This is a genomic window from Crocinitomicaceae bacterium (genome assembly GCA_016708105.1).
Taxonomy (GTDB): Bacteria; Bacteroidota; Bacteroidia; order Flavobacteriales_D; family Crocinitomicaceae; genus JADJGJ01.
On record JADJGJ010000004.1, the window covers coordinates 400,168 to 418,746 of the forward strand.

At 34.1% G+C, this 18,579-nt stretch carries 10 protein-coding genes and 1 pseudogene; 3 read left to right on the forward strand and 8 right to left on the reverse strand.

Translation table 11 applies throughout. From position 1 onward, the window contains the following. Positions 1 to 368 precede the first annotated feature (368 nt). A pseudogene (ltrA, locus tag IPH66_17515) lies at positions 369 to 1,682 on the forward strand (group II intron reverse transcriptase/maturase). 281 nt (positions 1,683 to 1,963) lie between these two features. Here the strand turns inward: ltrA and IPH66_17520 are convergent. The 8 genes from IPH66_17520 to IPH66_17555 all read right to left on the reverse strand — a co-directional run bounded on the left by IPH66_17520 (position 1,964) and on the right by IPH66_17555 (position 17,201). Continuing rightward, positions 1,964 to 3,274 (reverse strand): hypothetical protein, encoded by a 1,311-nt coding sequence (locus IPH66_17520; GenBank protein MBK7131138.1) that lies wholly within the window; start codon positions 3,272 to 3,274, stop codon positions 1,964 to 1,966. Next, a complete protein-coding gene (locus tag IPH66_17525) occupies positions 3,271 to 6,612 on the reverse strand; it encodes an AAA family ATPase (GenBank protein ID MBK7131139.1) in 3,342 nt (1,113 codons plus the stop codon). The genes IPH66_17520 and IPH66_17525 overlap by 4 nt, the downstream gene beginning before the upstream one ends. 16 nt (positions 6,613 to 6,628) lie before the next feature. Continuing rightward, positions 6,629 to 7,480 (reverse strand): hypothetical protein, encoded by an 852-nt coding sequence (locus IPH66_17530; GenBank protein ID MBK7131140.1) that lies wholly within the window; start codon positions 7,478 to 7,480, stop codon positions 6,629 to 6,631. Next, entirely contained in the window at positions 7,477 to 11,187 is a 3,711-nt protein-coding gene (locus IPH66_17535) for an ATP-binding protein (protein MBK7131141.1), read from the reverse strand. Before IPH66_17535 ends, IPH66_17530 begins: the two co-directional genes overlap by 4 nt. Next, positions 11,171 to 11,743, reverse strand: coding sequence for a hypothetical protein (locus IPH66_17540; GenBank protein MBK7131142.1), 573 nt, complete (start codon positions 11,741 to 11,743; stop codon positions 11,171 to 11,173). The genes IPH66_17535 and IPH66_17540 overlap by 17 nt, the downstream gene beginning before the upstream one ends. Positions 11,744 to 11,750: 7 nt before the next feature. Continuing rightward, positions 11,751 to 12,947 carry a hypothetical protein gene (locus IPH66_17545; GenBank protein ID MBK7131143.1) on the reverse strand — a complete coding sequence of 399 codons (1,197 nt, stop codon included), beginning with the start codon at positions 12,945 to 12,947 and terminating at the stop codon, positions 11,751 to 11,753. Between the two features lie 104 nt (positions 12,948 to 13,051). Beyond that, positions 13,052 to 15,355 carry a DUF262 domain-containing protein gene (locus IPH66_17550; protein ID MBK7131144.1) on the reverse strand — a complete coding sequence of 768 codons (2,304 nt, stop codon included), beginning with the start codon at positions 15,353 to 15,355 and terminating at the stop codon, positions 13,052 to 13,054. 1 nt (position 15,356) lies between these two features. After that, entirely contained in the window at positions 15,357 to 17,201 is a 1,845-nt protein-coding gene (locus tag IPH66_17555; GenBank protein ID MBK7131145.1) for a DUF262 domain-containing protein, read from the reverse strand. Positions 17,202 to 17,776: 575 nt separating this feature from the next. Between IPH66_17555 and IPH66_17560 the strand changes: the two genes are divergently transcribed. Together IPH66_17560 and IPH66_17565 are read left to right on the forward strand one after the other, a co-directional pair. Further along, the gene (locus IPH66_17560; GenBank protein MBK7131146.1) at positions 17,777 to 17,986 is read left to right on the forward strand and encodes a hypothetical protein; all 210 of its coding nucleotides are present in this window, start codon (positions 17,777 to 17,779) and stop codon (positions 17,984 to 17,986) included. A 395-nt stretch (positions 17,987 to 18,381) separates the two neighbouring features. Then, positions 18,382 to 18,579 (forward strand): hypothetical protein, encoded by a 198-nt coding sequence (locus IPH66_17565; GenBank protein MBK7131147.1) that lies wholly within the window; start codon positions 18,382 to 18,384, stop codon positions 18,577 to 18,579.

Below are 18,579 nucleotides of genomic sequence, written 5' to 3' on the forward strand. Positions count from 1 at the left end.
GGAAGCGAGCCTGCAAAAGTTGGTACTGAAGAACATGAAGTACATAAGAGGCTAATTAAAATGGATGAGCAAGCACACCATTGTGAAGTCCAAAGAACACAAGAAATTTTAATTAGTAGATGTAACAGGAATCGACGGAAGGAACACGCTCTTACCGGGGAGGTCTTCAATGCTACGAGTTAGCGATGAAGAAGTCAGCAGAGGTCATAGTACTTTAAGCAACGAGCTGTGCGAAAAATTGGAAAACACAGATGGTCTCACAAAAGAAGGAAGGACTGAACGTAAATAGGTTTTCAATTTTGAATGGACTGAAATTTATTTCATAGCCACCGAAAACGAAAGCAGGAAAAGAACAAAATAAACCAAGAATGATTGCACAAGTTGTACATCCTTACAATCTTCAAAAAGCACTACAACAAATAGTGAAAAATGGAGGAAGTGCTGGCGTGGATAAAATCCCGACAGAAAAGCTGACGGATAAATTCCGTGAGCAAAAACTTTCTTTACTTGAAGAATTGAAAAAAGGAGCGTACAAATCAAAACCCATTCTTGGGGTTGAGATTCCAAAGTCAAACGGAAAAACACGTTTGTTAGGAATACCAACCACCACAGAGAGACTGCTCCAGCAAGCGGTTTCACAAGTGATAATGCCTTTGTTTGAGAAAGATTTTCACAAAGACAGTTATGGATTTCGTCCAAATAAAAATGCACGTAATGCAGTAGGCAAAGCGTGGCAAAATATCCACGACGGATTTCAGTATATTGTTGATGTAGATTTGAAAAATTTCTTTGATGAAGTTGATCACTGCCTTTTACTAAATTTAATTTACCAAAAGTAAAATGCAGAAGTACACTTGCATTAATCCGCAAGTGGTTAAGAGCGCCTATACAAATCAAGGGCAAACTTTACAAACGCAGAAAAGGAGTTCCACAGGGAAGTCCGCTGAGTCCACTTTTGTCAAACATTTTGCTCCACGAGTTGGACAAAGAACTAAACAAAAAAGGATTAAAATTTGTAAGATACGCCGACGACTTTAGCATCTTTACCAAAACCGCAACACAAGCAAAATCAGTGAAGAAGGAAGTAGCTCAGTTTTTAAAACAAAACTCCGCCTCACTATCAATGAAGAAAAAAGCGGCATCAAAAAACCCGTTCAATTTTCAATGCTTGGATTTCGTTTTGTACCAACTTACATCAAAGGCGACAAAGGTAAATATCAATTGACGGTAGATGAAAAAGCATGGATCAGACTTAAACAAAAACTAAAATCAATCACCCGAAAAACTTCACCACTCACATTTGCAGAACGCATTTCAAAAATAAATGAAGTACAACGAGGATGGCTCAATTATTTTCGAGGTACCAGTATTCATGGAAAATTGCGTGACGCTGATTCGTGGTTAAGAAATCGTCTTCGCTATTGCATTTGGCACGATTGGAAAAACCCGAGCGAAAGAGAAAGAATTTTATTCGTTTAGGAATTGACCACGATCACGCTTACGCGTGGAGCAGAACGAGAAAAGGTGGTTGGGCAGTTGCACAAAGCCCTATCTTGATCACTACAATTACGCTGAAACGCTTAAAACAAAAAGGCTACGATTCTTTGTTGGATGTTTATTTTAATCTAAACCCATCTCTTTACGAACCGCCGTATGCGAGACCCGCTTGTACGGTGGTGTGAGAGCCTAACCCTATTCCCATTTGGGAGTAGGGCGGGCTACTCGATTATAGGCTGGCGTTCTTGTCTGTCGTGGGTTACAACCATTTTTATGTCGTCCGTTTGTGTCATTTGTCGAGTGCTTTTTTGTCTGGCTTGTGTGTCGGGTGTTTTATTTTTTTTTGAAGCGTTGGAAATTTTTTAAAAACAATTTTTCTTTTGTGTCGGCTTTGCAAGCTCTATTAAAAACTTGGGTCGAGTGTAGGCTTGTGCGATTTTTAATTGTGCTTGCAAATTGAGTTGGCTCATAGTTTTAGTGAATATTCTTTTGCTACTTGTTCCCATTTCTTAGATACGTCTTTTGAAATTAAAAGAGATTCTTCATTAGCAACTTGTTGTCTTTCGTTTTTACCAAATGACAAAAAGTTAAAACTTCCGTGTATGTAATACTCGTTGTCTTTGATAACAAGTTTTCTGTGCGTTCCTGTCAGCCTTGATTGAATTTCTGCAAAGTGTGTCGGCAAGTGAATAAGTTTAAACTTGTCCTTGTGTTGCTTTTGTAATTCTTCAACTTTTCTCAATGTATAAATGTCGTGTTCGTCTTTTTCACTAATTCCGTAAAGTATTGTTAGTTGTTTTTTGTCTTTCAAAAGCTTTTCAAAAAGCGGAATGTATTCTTGTGTTGCTCTTTTTATCCAAGGGCTTTCAATCAGAATTTTTTCTTTTACGTTATTCAACGCCTCAATAAATTTCTGTTTAGTTTCCCAAATTGTCAAAGTGCTTAAATCGTCTGTTTGTGATTGAACTTTTGGTTCTTCGTGAATTATGGTAATTTCTTCAAATTCTGTCCTTTCAGAACTACTAAGCGAATAAATGTAATGACGATATTCAGAATTGAATTTGGAAGTCAAACTTTTGATTTCTTTTAGCGTTTCAAAATTCCTAACTTCTAATTTTGGTTCTTGATTGCTTTTTCTGTCAGGAATGTATTCTATGAGCCAAAAATTACACCAATCGTTAGAGTCGTATTTTATGTCGTCAGAAGCGAAGCTTATCAAATACGCCTTGTTTTCATTGTCTTGTTTATAAGTGTCTGCCAACTGCTGAAATTTGCCTTCAATAAGTTCGGGGTTTCGGTTTGACAGTTTAACTTCTGGGTCTAAACTTTTCAGTAGTTTCTTTTCAGTTCTGTTTTGTCGTGCCGACATTATTTCACCCGAAATTCCGTCAATCAAAAACTCAAATTCTTCTTTTTCTTCAATACGAAGTATTTTTTCGTCTTGAATAAATTTTTCGCCTTCTTCTGTTACAATCCACTTTTCAGAAACCAAATCAACAAGACCTTTTTCACGTAACGTAAACAATTCACGCAAAACAAATTCGTCTGTTTGTCCCAAACCTAAAAACGTAAATAATTTGTCTTGTGATGAAAAACCTGCTTGAATTGCACGCAAAAGCACATTGTAAACTTTTACCAAAGAGCCGTCTGGCTGCTTGTTTACAAGCACGTCTAATCTAATTTTCCGAACAGGGTAGCTAAACTGAATTAATTCGTTCAGTCTGTAACCTGTTGGGGCTTTATCTTTTAGTTGTTTATATGCTTCTTCCTCTGTCATTTAAAAAGTCCGTTTAGTTGTTCGGATTTAACAATCCAATCTTTTTTCAGTAGTTCCAAATAGTTTTGCAAAGCGGCTTTTTCGCCCTTTAAACGTCTTGTCTTTGCATTGATAATACCGTGGTAATCACCAACTATTATGAGCAGTTTCTTTTGGCGTGATAACGCAACATTGATACGATTTGGAACTTCCAAGAAACCTAAATCAAGCCCCGCACCGCTTTTTACTAAATCCACAATTACTATATCACGTTCTAAACCTTGAAAACGGTCAACGACCGAAACTGTAAGTTTATCTTCAGTTTTGTTCCATTTACAAATCGAATTGATTTTACCTTGAAAACGCTTTTTATCAATGTTCTTTTTCAGTTCACGGAATTGTGCTGTGTAGCCTGTGATTACGCCAATAGAATAATCTTTTACCTTTTCGTATTTGTTCAACAACTCCAAAATTTCTGGAATGATTATCGCACTTTCTTTATTCAAAGACGATGAATTGTTGTCTTTTTCATTTTTGTAATGACTTCCAATGTCAATAAAAAATAAAGAACTATCAATTGCTAAAGGCAAATTGTGTTCTGCTGAAATTTCTCTGCTAACAGGTTCAATCGGTTCATCGCCTTCGGGTTCGTAAAAGCACTTTGAAGTAAGTTTTACCTGTTCGGCTGATGAACGCCTACACTCTGTTAATTGTGCTTTGTAGTCGTAATCAATATTTGTAATGACTTGCTCAAACAAACTCGGACGATTGAAATAATCTTCCCAATTTTCTAATTCCCCTGCTTCTTTCTTGAATTTTTCACGAAGCCAACTTTCAACTTCTCTTGTGCTGGTTAGCATTGGCCGCAATTGTCTGTGGTCTCCAACGTAAATTAGATTTTTGCCTGTAATAATAGGAACAAGAGCTTCGGCAGTTGTTGCTTTACCTGATTCGTCCATTATCACATAATCAAATTCAAAATTGTATTTGGCGTATTTCTTAGCTGCGATATGGTTACAAGTAGCACCAATTACACGAATGCTGTCTATGAGTTTCTGATTGATTGCACTTTTTTCGTCCAAAGAATTTATTGTAACAATCCAATCTCTGTGTAAGTCGTGCAACTTCAAAAAACTTGTCAAATCAATCTGCAAAACTTCTTCAATCTTTTCAATTGCACTTTCTCTTTCGGTTGGCAAATTGTGTAATTGATTTAAGTTTTGAACTCTTCCAACAATGTTTTCAATGTTTTGCTTTGCCTTTTTCCAATCGCTTTGTTTAAAAATGATTTCAGTTATTGAAACAGCAAACGGATTTTTTCCCTTTAAACTTTCTAAAAACTTTGTTTCTTCTTTTTTGAAATTCTTTTCGGCTGTTTCACGAACTTGTTGTTTCCAACCTTCCAATTTTCGGTCTAACGTATGCTTGCGAATACTTTGTATTCTTGGTTTTGTAATTCCACTTAAACGCAAAATCGGAATTTCGTTTTTCAAAAGATTTTCCAAAACTTGGTCAACCGCATTGTTGGTTTGCGAGGTGATAAGGATTTTTGCTTCGGGTTTTTGTGCAAGAATTTGAAAAACGATTTCTGTAATTACGGTTGTTTTTCCCGTTCCGGGTGGACCTTGAATTACTGAAAGCGGACTGCGATGCAAAGCATTTTCAATAGCACGTTTTTGATTGTATGAATAAACAAGCGGTTTACCGCTTGTGTCTTTCTGAAATACAAGCAAATCGTCCGAATGATTATTGTAAATAGGTGGTAATTCGTCAGGTTTGAAAAGAAAATAAATTAAGTCAGGGTTTTGAACTTCGTTTTTATCAACTTTTCTAATGGCATCAAGTTGCCTGTTTTTTTCTTCTTCTTTTTTGTTCGTGTTTTCAAACAAAAATCCCGATTGCGGAATGCTGTCTTTTTTCAAGCGTTCGCAATCTTTGATTTTAAGAAGCATATCTTTTGTATGAAATTCGTAGGGCTTCCCTGCAAACTCAACTGTTTCTTTGTTTTGCTTTCTGTCAGCATTAGCGGAAACAACATATTCAAAGCCTTCTGAATTTACGTCATTTCCGTCCTCAATATGTTTTAAGACAAAACCAAAGCTACTACTTTTGTCGTTTTGTTTAATTGTAAAAATTATTTCATCACCTTTTATTTCATAGTTTGAGTATTGAAGTCGCAAAGAATTTTTGGCAATAACTTCTTTTTCCTTTTCAAGTAGTTCACGATAAAAATTTAGTTCTTCTCTTACGGCTTTGCGGTTTTCACGAAGTGAAACCTGCTTTTTCTTTTGCTCAAACCATTTTTGGAAATGGGGTGTGAGGTCTGCCTTATTATGTGTATAGTCAACGGTGTAAACGAATTTAAAAGGTAATTTTTTACCGTCCTTAATTTTTCTTTCTACAATTTTACTATCAAGTGAATTAAGTGGTTTTATGCTATTGAATAGCAACTTATCTTCTGATTTTACCCAAATAACACCTTCACAAAGCCAATTACCAATAATAACGTCAAGCAAATAGTTTGCTCCTTCCTTTGGTGAAATATCAAAAATTGGATTCGATGAATTTAATAGGTCTAATATTTCGTATCCATTGGAAGAACGAAAACCAACTTGAACAGCTTCCGTTTCCGAAGCAACGGCAAAGTTTTTTAATGTATCAATAACTTGTTGCCAATTCGGTCTGTCAACAGGGTTTTCTGCAAGTAACCTTTGAAGCTGAAAAGCATATTCCTCCGCAAGTTCCATTTGCCTTTCGTCAAAAAACCATTCAACAACTTTACCGATTGAAAAAATGTCAGCCTGAAACGGAAAACCCTTTACAAGTTTGTTCAGTTTTTCTGGTGCTGCAAAACCTCTTGCAAAAATTTCAAGTTCTTTTGTTTGGCTTAAAGTTTTTGTGATGTCTGCAAGTCCAAAATCTACAAGGTAGAATTGCCCGTTCTTGTCGATTAGAATATTTGCAGGGTGAATGTCTCCGTGATTGATTTTGAATTTCAAATGCAATTCTTTCAAGCAATCTGCAAGGTCAAGAAGTCCGCTAATTGCACCTTGTGTTTTAAGTTCAAAAACTTTGCTCTCAAAAATTTCTACACCTTCTAAAAGTTCATACACAATTGCAAATGCATTTTGCTCCTCGTCAAAACCGTATTCAATAATGTCGGGTAATGCTATGTGTCTTGCCTTCTGTAAGTGGCGAAGTTTATCAGCTAAAATTTTCGCTTTGGTGTCGGATTTGTCAATGCCCAATATCCACTTTACCCAATATCCTTTACCCGCTTCACTCATTGCAACTGTGCTTTGAGAATAACCTCTTTTCACAAGTCCGTTGGGATTGTATTGATATTTATTGAATAGCATTTAGTGCGTTAAATATTTAGTTTCTGATTAAAATTTCTTGGTCTAAACCTTTTCTGTATTTGTGAATTGTGTCTATGAGTTGCAAAAGTTTTTCTTCTCTGATAGATTTTACTTCAAAGTTTATTTTCTGTTCGTCATATCGTTTCTTGTTTCCAAAGTCAGCAATTAGTTTGTCAATATTTTCAGGAACGAAAAATGTTGTTCTGTCAGCAAGATGTTTATTGAATTCATGCAGGTAAATTCCAATTCCTGAAAAGTCAAAGTCGCCAAAGTGTAAGTAGTTATTTGGAATTGATTGCAGCCACTTGATTAAGTCCTTACTTTGGTTTTGAGGATAACGACTTACAAACAACGGTTTGATGTCAGTGAACAAATGTTTCTGCTTATCAATGTTCCGAAAGTTTGATGGGTTTTCAATTCCAACAATTGTGATATCTGGAGAAACAATAAATTTTTCAAAGTCATAAATGAATTGGAAAGTTCCGTCAACTGGATTGAGTGTGATTTGCTTTCCGTTAAGTTTTGCATGAATAGGAGAATAGCAGTTAACCAAAAATCCTTTGAAACTTCGTACTCCTGTATGCTTTGAATTAGATGTTGCAGCTACAAGTTCGCTTCTTGTTACTTCTTCTTTCTTGCTTACTTGAATATATTGTTGAAGGTCATTGATTGAATAATTATTTTGTAGGTAAGTGTTTAAGGCTTTGTTGTCTGAAAGCAAAAGGGATTTTTTAATTCTCCCTTTCCGTTCAATTATTCCTTCTGAAACTAAATCTTCAATCAAAGAATGTTTTGCCAAACTTGATGGAATACTTTCGCCTTGCGAAAGCTGTAAAAGTTTTTCAGCGATATGGACAGGAACTTTCATAATGATTCGGTTGGGTTTTCAGATTCAAACTTCGGAATTTTCCTCACCAACCTTTTTACGCTTGTTACATTCTTAGAATCCTTTGCTAATAAATAGGTGTAACGGTAATCAGTTGCATTGTATGAAGTCGGTGAACTGTTTATCAGAAGAATATTTCGGTCGTTTGCAAACTTCAAAATCCCTTTCACATTGTTAGGATGCAACTTTCCAATTTCATCCATCATACAATGCAAGCGGAAATCGTCTTTATGCTTCTTCGCTGCTCTCTCTTTAAAAACATTCAAAAGCATAATATTTATCATTGCTTTTACTAAAACATCAGTTCCTTCTGAGCCAACATTTGTAAGTTTCTCAACCCAACCAGAATCATTGTCATTTTCTACAATTCTAAATTCCAATTCAAAGGAATCTGAAAGATTAATTTCTTTTTCCTTACTTGTTGCCATCTCTTTTATCAACTGTTTTAATAGAGAAATTGCCTTTTCGTTTTGGTTTATTTGTTCGGTAGAATTAAATAAATCAGCCTTTCCTAAATTATATGGGTTTTCATCATTGAATTTTTTAACTTCAACAAGCAACCCAAATATTTTATTGGCACTTTCTTTAGTTCTCAATTCCATACTTTTTATAGCCTGAACAAATTTTCTAGAAACAAAGTCATTGTTAATATCTCTGATCACTTGACTTATTTCCCCCTCTTTAGATATAAGGTCACCTGTTTCAATACCAATTCTGCGAATAATATGAGAGAACCTTTCTTCAACCCTTGTCTTATACTCGCTAAGTTTATGCTCGTCAATAAACTCCTTTAACATTTCTGCAAACTCAAAGTATTCTACTCTTTCGGTAAACTTAATTTTGAAACTGAAAAGATTGCTCTCTTGAAAATTACCAGTGAACTTGTTGATTGCTTCTTGAAGTTCAATGTATCTTTTAGTAATTGTATTATCCGCTGTGTTTAACTCTCCAATAATAAAGAAGCAAGTAAATTCTGTTTTGTTTTCATCGGTGTATTCAGTAATGAATGTTTCAACTGATTGGTAAACATCTGTTTTTGTGAAAGTGTCAAACGCTGTTAAGTCTGTAGTAAAACCTAAAAGAGTTTTTCCAATTGATTCTATTTCTGCGTTGTGAAGTCCGATGTCTTGAATAAACTTTTCTTGATGCTGCTTATGCTTTGCTAACTCTGTTTCTAATTGCTTATCAAATAAAAGTTTCTTGCTTTTGAATTCATCTTCTTTGTCAAACAATTCTCGTTTGTCATTGTTGTAAACGGCAACTGTATCTCTATTGTTATCAATGAAAATAAGTTCGGGGTCAATTACAGAAAGTCGCAAATCAATTTCCTCTATTCGCTTTGTGTCTGCCCCTTTTGTGTCAAGTTCTTTTTTCTGTTTGACTTTTAATTCTGCTTCCTTTTTACCGATTGAAGTTTTTTCACTTTGAATTAGCAAATCAATTTTGCTAATCGTGTCTGTAAGTTTCTGTTGTTCCGTTTTTATTTTTCCTTCTTTCTCTTTCTTCTTTGCATCAATCAGTTTTGCAATGCTTCCATCAATCTTTTGAACCTGTTCTTCTGCATTTGTTTTTTCTTCACTCAACTTTGAAATTGCGTTGTCAATAATTTCTAACTCCGCTTTCTGATCTGCTGCTGCTTTGGTTTTCCAGTCGGTTAATCGAACTCCAACTTCTTCTAATTTTATTTTGTTCTGGTCGCTTTGATATTTGTTGGTGTCAACAATTTCTTTCTGCTCTTTTACTTTCGGCTGAAATTTTCTTCTAAGTTTTTCAAGTTCTTCGTTTGACTTAGAATTCAAGTCAACTAAGACTTGCTGAATAGTTTTGATTTGGTTATTGAAATCATCTTTCTCTTTTTGCAAATCAGCAACGGTCTTAACCTTTTTGCTAATCTCATTTGTGTCAATACTGATTCCGAAAAAACTTAAATCTCCATTTGAGATTTTCTTTGGATTCAATCCCGACTTATACAAAACATTATCCTCGTCAATTACTTTTCCAATTGTCTTGTCCCAATCGGGAACTTGCTCATTCAACCAACCATAAAGAGAATCTTTACTGTTCTCAATCTTGGTATCAATGGCTGAAATATTTTCATTCAGTTTTGTTTGAAGTTCGGTTTGCTTTTCAACTTTTCTTTTTGTGTCCTCCTTAACTCCTGTTTCTTCAAGCAACCATTCCTTTTGAATGTTCTTACTTTTCTCTGTTGCTTGTTGAATTGCATTATCTGCTTTTGAAATTGCGGAGTTCAAATTTCTAATGTCAGCATTGCACCCTTCAATTTCCTTTTCATAAAATCTTGTGTTCTTTACTTCTGAACGCTTGATTCTATTGCTTGTAATTGCTTTGTCTTTTTCTTTTACAAGTGCATTGGCTACTTCAAGTTCTTCCTTGTGTTGCTTTCTTATTTCATCATACAGCAAATCATATTGCTTAGTCAATTCCTCTTTGAAGTGTAGTAAACTCGCTTGTGCATTATTCTTTTCAGTTTGCTTGCTGTTTTCAAATTCCTTCAACTGGCTTTCTAATTGCCCTAATTGTAACTCATATCGTTTTTGTATTTCAAGAAACTTAGAAGTGAGAATGTCCTTTTCACCAGTGAGATTTTTCTTCTCTAATTCCAATGAAATCTTCTTTGAAACTCTTTCAAGGATGATCTCAATTTTCAAAGCAGTATATTCATCACGCTTGGTTTTTATTTCGTCAAGTTTGCTTTTGTATTTTCCAATTTGCTCTTGGGTCTTTTCTTTCTTCTTGTCAAATACACTATCAAGTTCGTTTAGTTTAGTTCTTACTTTATTTCGTTTCAGTTCTTCAACTACAAGTTGGTCGGCAACTTTCGGTTGCTGTTCTTTTACATTATTCATAGCCCAACCCAATTGAGAAGCTAACTCTGCTTTCTTTTTCTCCAAATATTTTAGTGCCGAATAAATTGTTGAAACATTGTCAGCTTGCTTTTCAACTTGGTTTTCACCGTTACGATTCCTGTCAGTCCATTTCTTTATGTCGTTCAAATTGGTTTCAAAATCTTTCAAATGAGTTTGAGAATAGGTAGTCAAGTCAATTTTTATTTCTTCTTCATTTAGTGATTTTATAATTGTCTCTTTTACGAACTCAGCACTCAAATTTGCGTTTAGAAAAACATTAGAAATCGTTCTTGGGATATTTTGATATTGCTTGCTTTCAATCAAAGCATATTTTCTGAATTCGCTTGACAAACCTTTGTTGTTACCGTACAGAATGTTTCGATATTCTTCATAAACGTGAATAGTCTTTGTGTAGCTTATGTTTTTTCCAAAAGTTTCTCTAGTCTTGTCCCAACTATCAAAAGCCCTGCCCTCACTATCAATAAAAAAGTTTTTGTCAAAAGCTGAATCAAAAAATCTAAAAGCAACTCTACCTTGCGATTTGAAAGCTAATACACAAAACAATTCATTTTCTGTTTGCACTTCATAAACGATATAGGAATTTTGAAAAGGAAAGTAATACTCATCAAAAGTTTTTTTCTCTCTCGGTATTCCTAGCTTTTGCTTGTCTGCATTGTAAAAGAATAGAATAGCTCTTAACAAAGTGCTTTTCCCGACTCCTTGAGTTCCAATAAAATGAACATTTCCATCAAGATTTACTTCTGCATACTTGATGGATTTGTCAGCACTGTTTATGAAAATTATTTTATTCAGGTATTTCATTTCTTACATCTTCGGGTATATTTATTGTCAAAATAAGTTGTTCAAGATACTTGAAAGATGCCAAAACCTTGTATTGGTGTGTTATTTCGTTTTCAAGCTCTATGAAAGTATCGTCTATTAGTTTCTTTAAAATTTTGTCTAGAATATCTTGATGCTTTTCTTTATCAGTGTGTTTTTTTAGTCCTTCCAATTTCGTTTCTAACTCTGCATCAATTTTAATTTTTACAAGAATGTCTGAAGGAGAAAAGCGATAGCCCGAGCTGAAAGAGTTGTCATATGTCTTAAGGAAATCAATTATGTCAATCCATCTAAAAGCCGTTTCAATCTTGGTTTCAAGGTCAACTTTGTTTTCAGGTCTGCTGAAATAGTAATATTCGTCTCCTTTTTCCAAGGTGAAATTTATATTTTTGAAATAGTCATATAGAATTTCAAAGTTTTCTTCATCTTCTATTACTTTATACAAGTCACTTAAGGCTTTTGCGGAGCTGTTTGAATTAATGAATTGTCCTTTACTTAGGATTTTAAATATGTCGGCTGTTTGAATTGGAACTTCCATTTTTTTTCTATTTAGGATAAACCATTGCGAATTCAATTTCCTTTCTTCCCTCAAACTTGTCAGTTATTTCAAAAACGTTTTCATACTGTGAAATCAACTGGCAATAAATTGTAACACGTTCTTCAAATGAAACTTCTTTGGCAAAATTGTAATTCATTAAGAAATCAAAAAGGTTGTAGCTGGAAGCTACAAATCCATTTTTTACTTCTTCTAGATTGATTTGAATTTCTTCTTCAATTTGTGTTTCCAAATACTCACTTGAAATTTTTTCAGCAACAGGTCGCTTCAAGCTTACACCTGCTTTTACACGTTTAGCAATCTTCAGAATGCTTGCAAATGCTTCTTCGTCTGATTGCAAAAATTCAAGAGATAGTTTAACAGGATATGAAGGTTTAGGTTCAAATATTACGGAATTTGTCTGAGCTAAAATTGATTTGAAGTCAGTTGTTGTTTCAAGAATAAATTGGTCTTTCAAATATTTTATCAAACGCAATTTTTCTATTACATTACTTTGATGCTGGATTTGGTTTAAGAAATCAATAATCTGTCTTTCAATTTCTATTAGGTTATGAGTGCATTTTCCTAATTGGATTTTCAGGAGAACAATTACTCTTCTTAATTCCTCATCTGTTGCCATATTGAAAAATGTAACATCATCTTCAGCTATGAGATTTTCCGTTTGTGCAATAAGTTTCGTTATGTCTTTTCGTTTATTGTCAAGATTTATAAGTTTTGCTCGTTTGATTTTAAAAGTGGGTTCGTTTTTGAAAGTGTTGTCAATGTTTCGCTTCAAGTCAACTACATTTCTTAAAGTAATTGTGCCTAATTTTCTAAGAGTATTTTTGACTGTTCGCAAATACTCATATTTTCTTTGCTCATTTGGTTCGTTAAAGTAATAATCAATATTTTGTTTTACTTTTTCAAGATTGTCATTAATGTAAGATGTGTTAATTTCTTCATTGGCATCCAAAACCAGTTCAAAGAACTGCAGAAACTCGTCATCAATTTCAAGGTTATTACCATTTTGACGTATTACCGAACGGCTTAAAAGATATTGAATTCTGTTGTCATCATTTTCAACCAAATCAAGAGCATACTCATATTTATAAGAAGCGGATTTCCGCTTCTTAAACATTTCACTAAGCAATTTATGCTCTCGGTTGAGAGCAGAAACTAATTCTTTTATGTTTGAAAATGTATTCATTTATTCTAGTACACTAATGTATGAATTCAATTTTAAAATTGGCTAAAAATTGGCTCATTTGGTTTTGCGGTTTATAATTGTGCTTGCAAATTGCGTTGTTTATGTTATTTTATCAATTCTTTTATCAATTCGATTGCAATTTCTATTCTGTCGAATTGTTCGGTTTCATTTAATATTAAGAAGTCACCATCAACTGTAAGATTATATTTTGAAATTAGTTTCTTATTGATTGTAAAGTTTTCAAGTTGAGAGATTCTCCATCCTTGTTTTACACATTTAATAATGACCTTGTCTTGAATATTCAAATAGCTCGTGTCGGTAAATCTGCCGTAGTGAAGCTTGACTTTATCATTCATATTTATAAGTTGGTGAAGAACAATTAAATAAGGGTTGAGATGGTAGGAGTGTAATGGTTGGTTTCCAGAATTACCTAAATGATTTATGTCAAAACCTTCTGAATCTTGCCAAGTAAACACATTCAGTTTTATATATGGATTATCTGTAATTGTTTTGTATTTTATAAAGTAATACTGCCAATCCTTTGTTTTGGATTTGTAGTTGTCAATTATAAATTGAAGTTTTTCAGCAGCTGAATTGCCTATTGCAATTCCGTAAGATAGAAGAAATAGGTCAAGAGTTTCAGATACTTTCTCTCTTTCTGTTTTATCATTTGCAGTTAGAATTCTGTTCCAATAACCAATGCTGCCAAAATACCAAATATCGTCTAAAGACGAATAGCTGTGAGTTATTACAGAATAATCTCCTACTGTTAGAAAGGCTCGAATAATTAGTGAATTTTCAACTTCACTGCTCCAAATTGAAAGGAAGGAATCAATTTTCTTTGCAGCATCTTTAGAGTTTAGTTTGAAGTTTGCGGTATTACCCTGAATGAATGGATGCTCTTCTACAGCAAAAATACTTTTTACTAAAGTTGGATTAGCATTTATCAATTCCGCCTTCGCTTTTTCAATTCCTATATTTTCTTTTGTAAAACCACTTAAATCATTGCTTGCAAAAATTTGATATACCGTTTTTTGTTTGGTAGCAACTATCAAATTCAAAAATCCATCAATGAATTTGCAGTAGTCAGAAACACTTGGTAAACGCAGGTTAGAAGTGAATTCAATTCGTTTTGTTTGATTTGGTTGTCTAACGGCAAGCAGTTGGTTTCTGATAAGTCTTATAAAGCTTTTCAAACTATCATCAGCAGTATTAATCTTTTTAGCTATACAATAGCTTAATACTGAATATAAAATTACTTTGTCCCTGACATCAAAACTTGAGTTAGTAATTGCTCTTAAAAAATAATCCTTTGAAGAATTATCAAAGTTTGAAAGGCCTTTGAACAGTTCGTTAAAGAATGCTTCAATGTCTTTCAATTCAGAAAGAAAATCAAAGGAATTAAACAGGAAATCAATATTCTTTTTTACGGAAAAAATTTTGTTGAGAAATTCAAAATCAAGTTTAACATCAGCACTTGTCGCTGTTGGATTGTTCTTGAAAAATAAAAACTCTGCAACAAAATAGATATAATTTAAAAAGCAATCGTCAATACTCGTGTCAACTTTATCCCTGTAACTCCAGAACAAATCCATCCAAACACTATCAATTTTAAAAGCGAAGTATTGCTGATAAGTTACGCTAGTATTCTGATAAGCTAATTTTTCCTTTATGTAGTCGGTATCTTTTGAAGAAAGCAAACCAGAAAATTGAGCTTTGAAATTTTCGAAAGGGGTTAAAGGCTTTCCCCTTGAATTCATTTTAATATAAAGTTCGTCTGTGAGCTTAAACTCTTCGGATTTTATATCAATGTAGTCAAAGGTTATTTTTTTATTTTTAAGAAGTTGTTTCCATGCTTCTGTTTTGTCGAACTTTTCTTCATGAATAGTATCTATCATATTCAGCATTGAAGCAATTGTAGGGTCGTTATTCCATGATGCCATAAACCAAGAAGCATCTTTGATTATCTGGCTTAGAGATTCATTTTCTGAATTTGAAAGTGCTTGTGTAATTAGGTTGTCGCAAAAGCGTTTAGAAGATATTCTTGTCTCATATGTGAAGCCACACAAAAAACTTTTAGCCTCTTCAGTCAAATGATTGGCTTCCTCTCCATTTAGTTCAGTAGTTTGGCGTGGTGCTAAATACCAGTGTACTAACCACAAAGTTGTCAATCTTTGTTGTCCATCCAACGGAATAAAAATTGTTTCTTCTTTATTCACTTTGTCAGTATAACCGTAAACAAAATCAAGGTTTAATGAATTTGAATTAGGGCATAATGATTGCTTTATTTTACCTACAAAATTTTTACGCAAGTCGGATTCTGTTTCTCTTCCTTGTGCGTAATCCCTTTGGATCTGAGGGATTACAATTTTGTGCTGGTTCAATAATTCGTGTAGTGTAAATTTCATTTTAATTGTTTGATGTATTTACAAAGTATTCATATGTATTTTTAATGTTCTTCAAATAATCTTCTCTGTCGTTTTGCGTCCAATATGCATTGTTAGTTGGATATTCTGTGTATGCTTTTAAAAACACATTCCTTGTGCAAATAGGTATGTAAAAACCACTTAATTCTCTTTGCTTTACGATTTCTCTTTTCACATCAAATACTGAATTATTTAATTGGCTATTCGTATTTGCATCAACTAAACACAAGTTACTAATTGAATGAACATTCAATTCTTTAGCTTCTGAAATGTTATTTACGGTTGCATAAATATCGCTTACCATTTTTTCAAAATCGTCTTTTTCTATTTCGTCTGCATTACGAAGCACTTGCATTCTTGTTATTAGTTCTTCAAAATCTGAATTATTTTGACTTGATAAAGATTTTATATGGTCGTCAAGCCATGAGTTTTGATTTACTCGTTTATTTATGCTTTCAGAATTTTGAGCATGAATATGCTCCAAACTCCATTTTTCATTTCTCTTTGTTTGTTTGTATAGATTAAATGGAAACCTTGCTTTTTCCTTTTCACTTCTCATTGTAGTATAAACATTATGCAGCAAAAGGATTCTATTTATTTCGGATTTATCATTTGTCTTTTGGTCTTCGTTTTCATAATTGAGATTTTCTAATTGAACTTGATATTCATTACCGTCTGAATCTGTTCTTTTTTTGTTTATCAAAATCATTTTTGAAATTTCACTTTTGAGAAACCTCTCAAATTGCTTTTTAGAAAGGGTTTTTGATTTTAGAATAAGGGAGTCAATAGTTTGATAGCTTCTTGTAGCTATAAGAAAACCTATAAAATGGAATAGTGTTCTGTTTTGAAACCAGTCGTTGAAATACTCAAAATACTCTGTTACTTGTTCCCAAATATTTTCTATCGCCCGTATTCTTGTATGACCTTCGTTTTCAAGTAGGTCTTGCAAATACTCTGAAAGGATTAGAAAGGTTGAATGTTTTAATGGCTTCTTTTCAAAATATTTTTTTTCAGATTGAATTTTATCTGCAATCAGATTGAATATAAATTCTATGTGTGTTGGCTTGTCATTGTTGTTATTGCTAAGAAAATACCAAAACTCTTCCTCTTGCAGTGTATATTCAATATTGTCCCATTCAGACGCAATTTGAAACAAACGCTTTTTGACAAACTCAAATTCTTCTTTAGAATATTTGTCGCCTTGCAACAAAAGAGCTTTTGTAAGTTCTGCATCTGTCAAAGGAATTTTGCCAACATTCAACCGAATAAATACATCAATTGGATTAACCTTTTCTTCTACCTCGTATCTAATAAATCTAATGTTTCTATTTCCTTTAGAATTGTTATCCATTAAAATTGGCACTAACCTTGCTTTTGCTCCACGATGTTTTTCCTCTTTAAACCACTCATCAATGCTCATATATGCATTGCAGATGTGAAAGAAGTCTATGTTAGAATCATCTATTTCTTTTGTAAAAATTTTTTCCGTCAGAAATTTCTCACATTTCGGTCTTGTATCATAGTTGAGAGTAAACAAAGCTTGGTTATATCCATCCTCTTTTCTTTTATCTTCAAGATAAACTAAAAGCAGATAAAGTGTAGTAAGCCTTTGTTGTCCATCTAACACGTCAAAACCTCCCTTCATATTTTTTTGCAAAACAATAGGTTGTAAACAATAAAAATCTCCACTTTCCCTGTCCTTGCAAAAATTCCATAAGTCATCAAGTAGTTCAGTTACCTCTTGTGTCTCCCAGCGATAGCCACGCTGATAATGAGGTATGTTGAAATTGTCTGTAAAAAGTTCTATTAACGGTATCGTTTTACTCATATTGGAATATAATTATTCATGGGTATATTTCTAATAGGTGCGTTGGCAAAAAATGGCTCTTTTGGTTTTGCGAAGGGTCGGCTTGTGTGTTGGGCAAAACCAAATGTGCCATTTGTGCGGCTGGTTAAAATTGTTTTTAAAAAATGTGCGGTGGAAAAAAAAATAAAACACGAAGCGTTGGGCTGTCGTGTCGGCAAAAAGTCCGCTGTTAAGTTTATATGTCGTCCTGTCGTTTCGATAATTTTCTGTCAGTTTAATGGTTGTTGTGTCGTCTGTTACGCTTGCCTATAACGTTTTGCAGATTTGCGATGGGCGGGATTATCACCACAAATGTTGATGCGGAGAACCAAATTTTGATTAATCACAAATGTGTCTGCGGAGCACGAAACCCCGCCTATTGCAAATGTGCTGTGTGCGCCCCGCATGAGCGGTAGCGCACCCGCCGCAAGCTATTCAAAAAGTTTAAAAGTGCAAATTAAATTTCAGAAAAGCAAACGGTGGGTGAAAAAAAGTTCCAGAGGGTGTAAGTCCCTTAATTGCGGAAGTAACGTTCCGAAAATTTAGCAAGTCGCAAGGTGGTTGAAAGTGATTTCAGCACTGAAGGAAGCGAGCCTGCAAAAGTTGGTACTGAAGAGCATGAAGTACATAAGAGGCTAATTAAAATGGATGAGCAAGCACACCATTGTGAAGTCCAAAGAGTGCCAAAATTTTATACAGTAGATGTACCGGGAATTGACGGAAGGAACACGCTCTTACCGGGGGAGGTCTTCAATGCTACGAGTTAGCGATGAAGAAGTCAGCAGAGGTCATAGTACTTTAAGCAACGAGCTGTGCGAAAAAAAACATAAAGCACAGAAGGTCTCACAAAAGAAGGAAGGACTGAACGTAAGTTTTCGGGAAATAAACTTGAGAATGTTTCGACATAGCTCCTGATTAAAGTATCCGAATAAGATAGAATGGTGTAAAGAGCATTTTATCTGATGACTTACGAACCGCCGTATGCGAGACCCGCATCCCGATAGCTATCGGGAGTGGTGTGAGAGGCGAACTCCGTCAGACGATTCTGGCGGAGCCGTCTACTCGATTATAGGTTGTGCGCTGCACACAGGGACGTCTTGCAAAGGGGTTTCCTTGCTAATTTTAGTAAAATATATTGTCTTTTTTTTCGTATATTCGCATCATGAAAGCAATGGTTATTACTCCCAAAAGTCAAACTGAATTTAAGTTTATTAATGACTTACTTAAGAAGCTTGGAATTTTGTCTGCAACTATGACAGAAGAAGAATTGGAAGATATTGGTTTGTCAAAAATGCTTAAGTCTGTTGATAAAACAAAAAAGGTCAGCAGAGAGAGTGTTATGAATAAACTTAGGTCATAA

Bases quoted from the DNA above. Each gene is read 5' to 3' on its own strand.
- IPH66_17550 (MBK7131144.1), bottom strand. From the start codon at position 15,355: ATGAAATTTACACTACACGAATTATTGAACCAGCACAAAATTGTAATC.
- IPH66_17525 (MBK7131139.1), bottom strand. From the start codon at position 6,612: ATGCTATTCAATAAATATCAATACAATCCCAACGGACTTGTGAAAAGA.
- IPH66_17545 (MBK7131143.1), bottom strand. From the start codon at position 12,947: ATGAATACATTTTCAAACATAAAAGAATTAGTTTCTGCTCTCAACCGA.
- IPH66_17565 (MBK7131147.1), top strand. From the start codon at position 18,382: ATGAAAGCAATGGTTATTACTCCCAAAAGTCAAACTGAATTTAAGTTT.
- IPH66_17530 (MBK7131140.1), bottom strand. From the start codon at position 7,480: ATGAAAGTTCCTGTCCATATCGCTGAAAAACTTTTACAGCTTTCGCAA.
- IPH66_17555 (MBK7131145.1), bottom strand. From the start codon at position 17,201: ATGAGTAAAACGATACCGTTAATAGAACTTTTTACAGACAATTTCAAC.
- IPH66_17535 (MBK7131141.1), bottom strand. From the start codon at position 11,187: ATGAAATACCTGAATAAAATAATTTTCATAAACAGTGCTGACAAATCC.
- IPH66_17540 (MBK7131142.1), bottom strand. From the start codon at position 11,743: ATGGAAGTTCCAATTCAAACAGCCGACATATTTAAAATCCTAAGTAAA.
- IPH66_17520 (MBK7131138.1), bottom strand. From the start codon at position 3,274: ATGACAGAGGAAGAAGCATATAAACAACTAAAAGATAAAGCCCCAACA.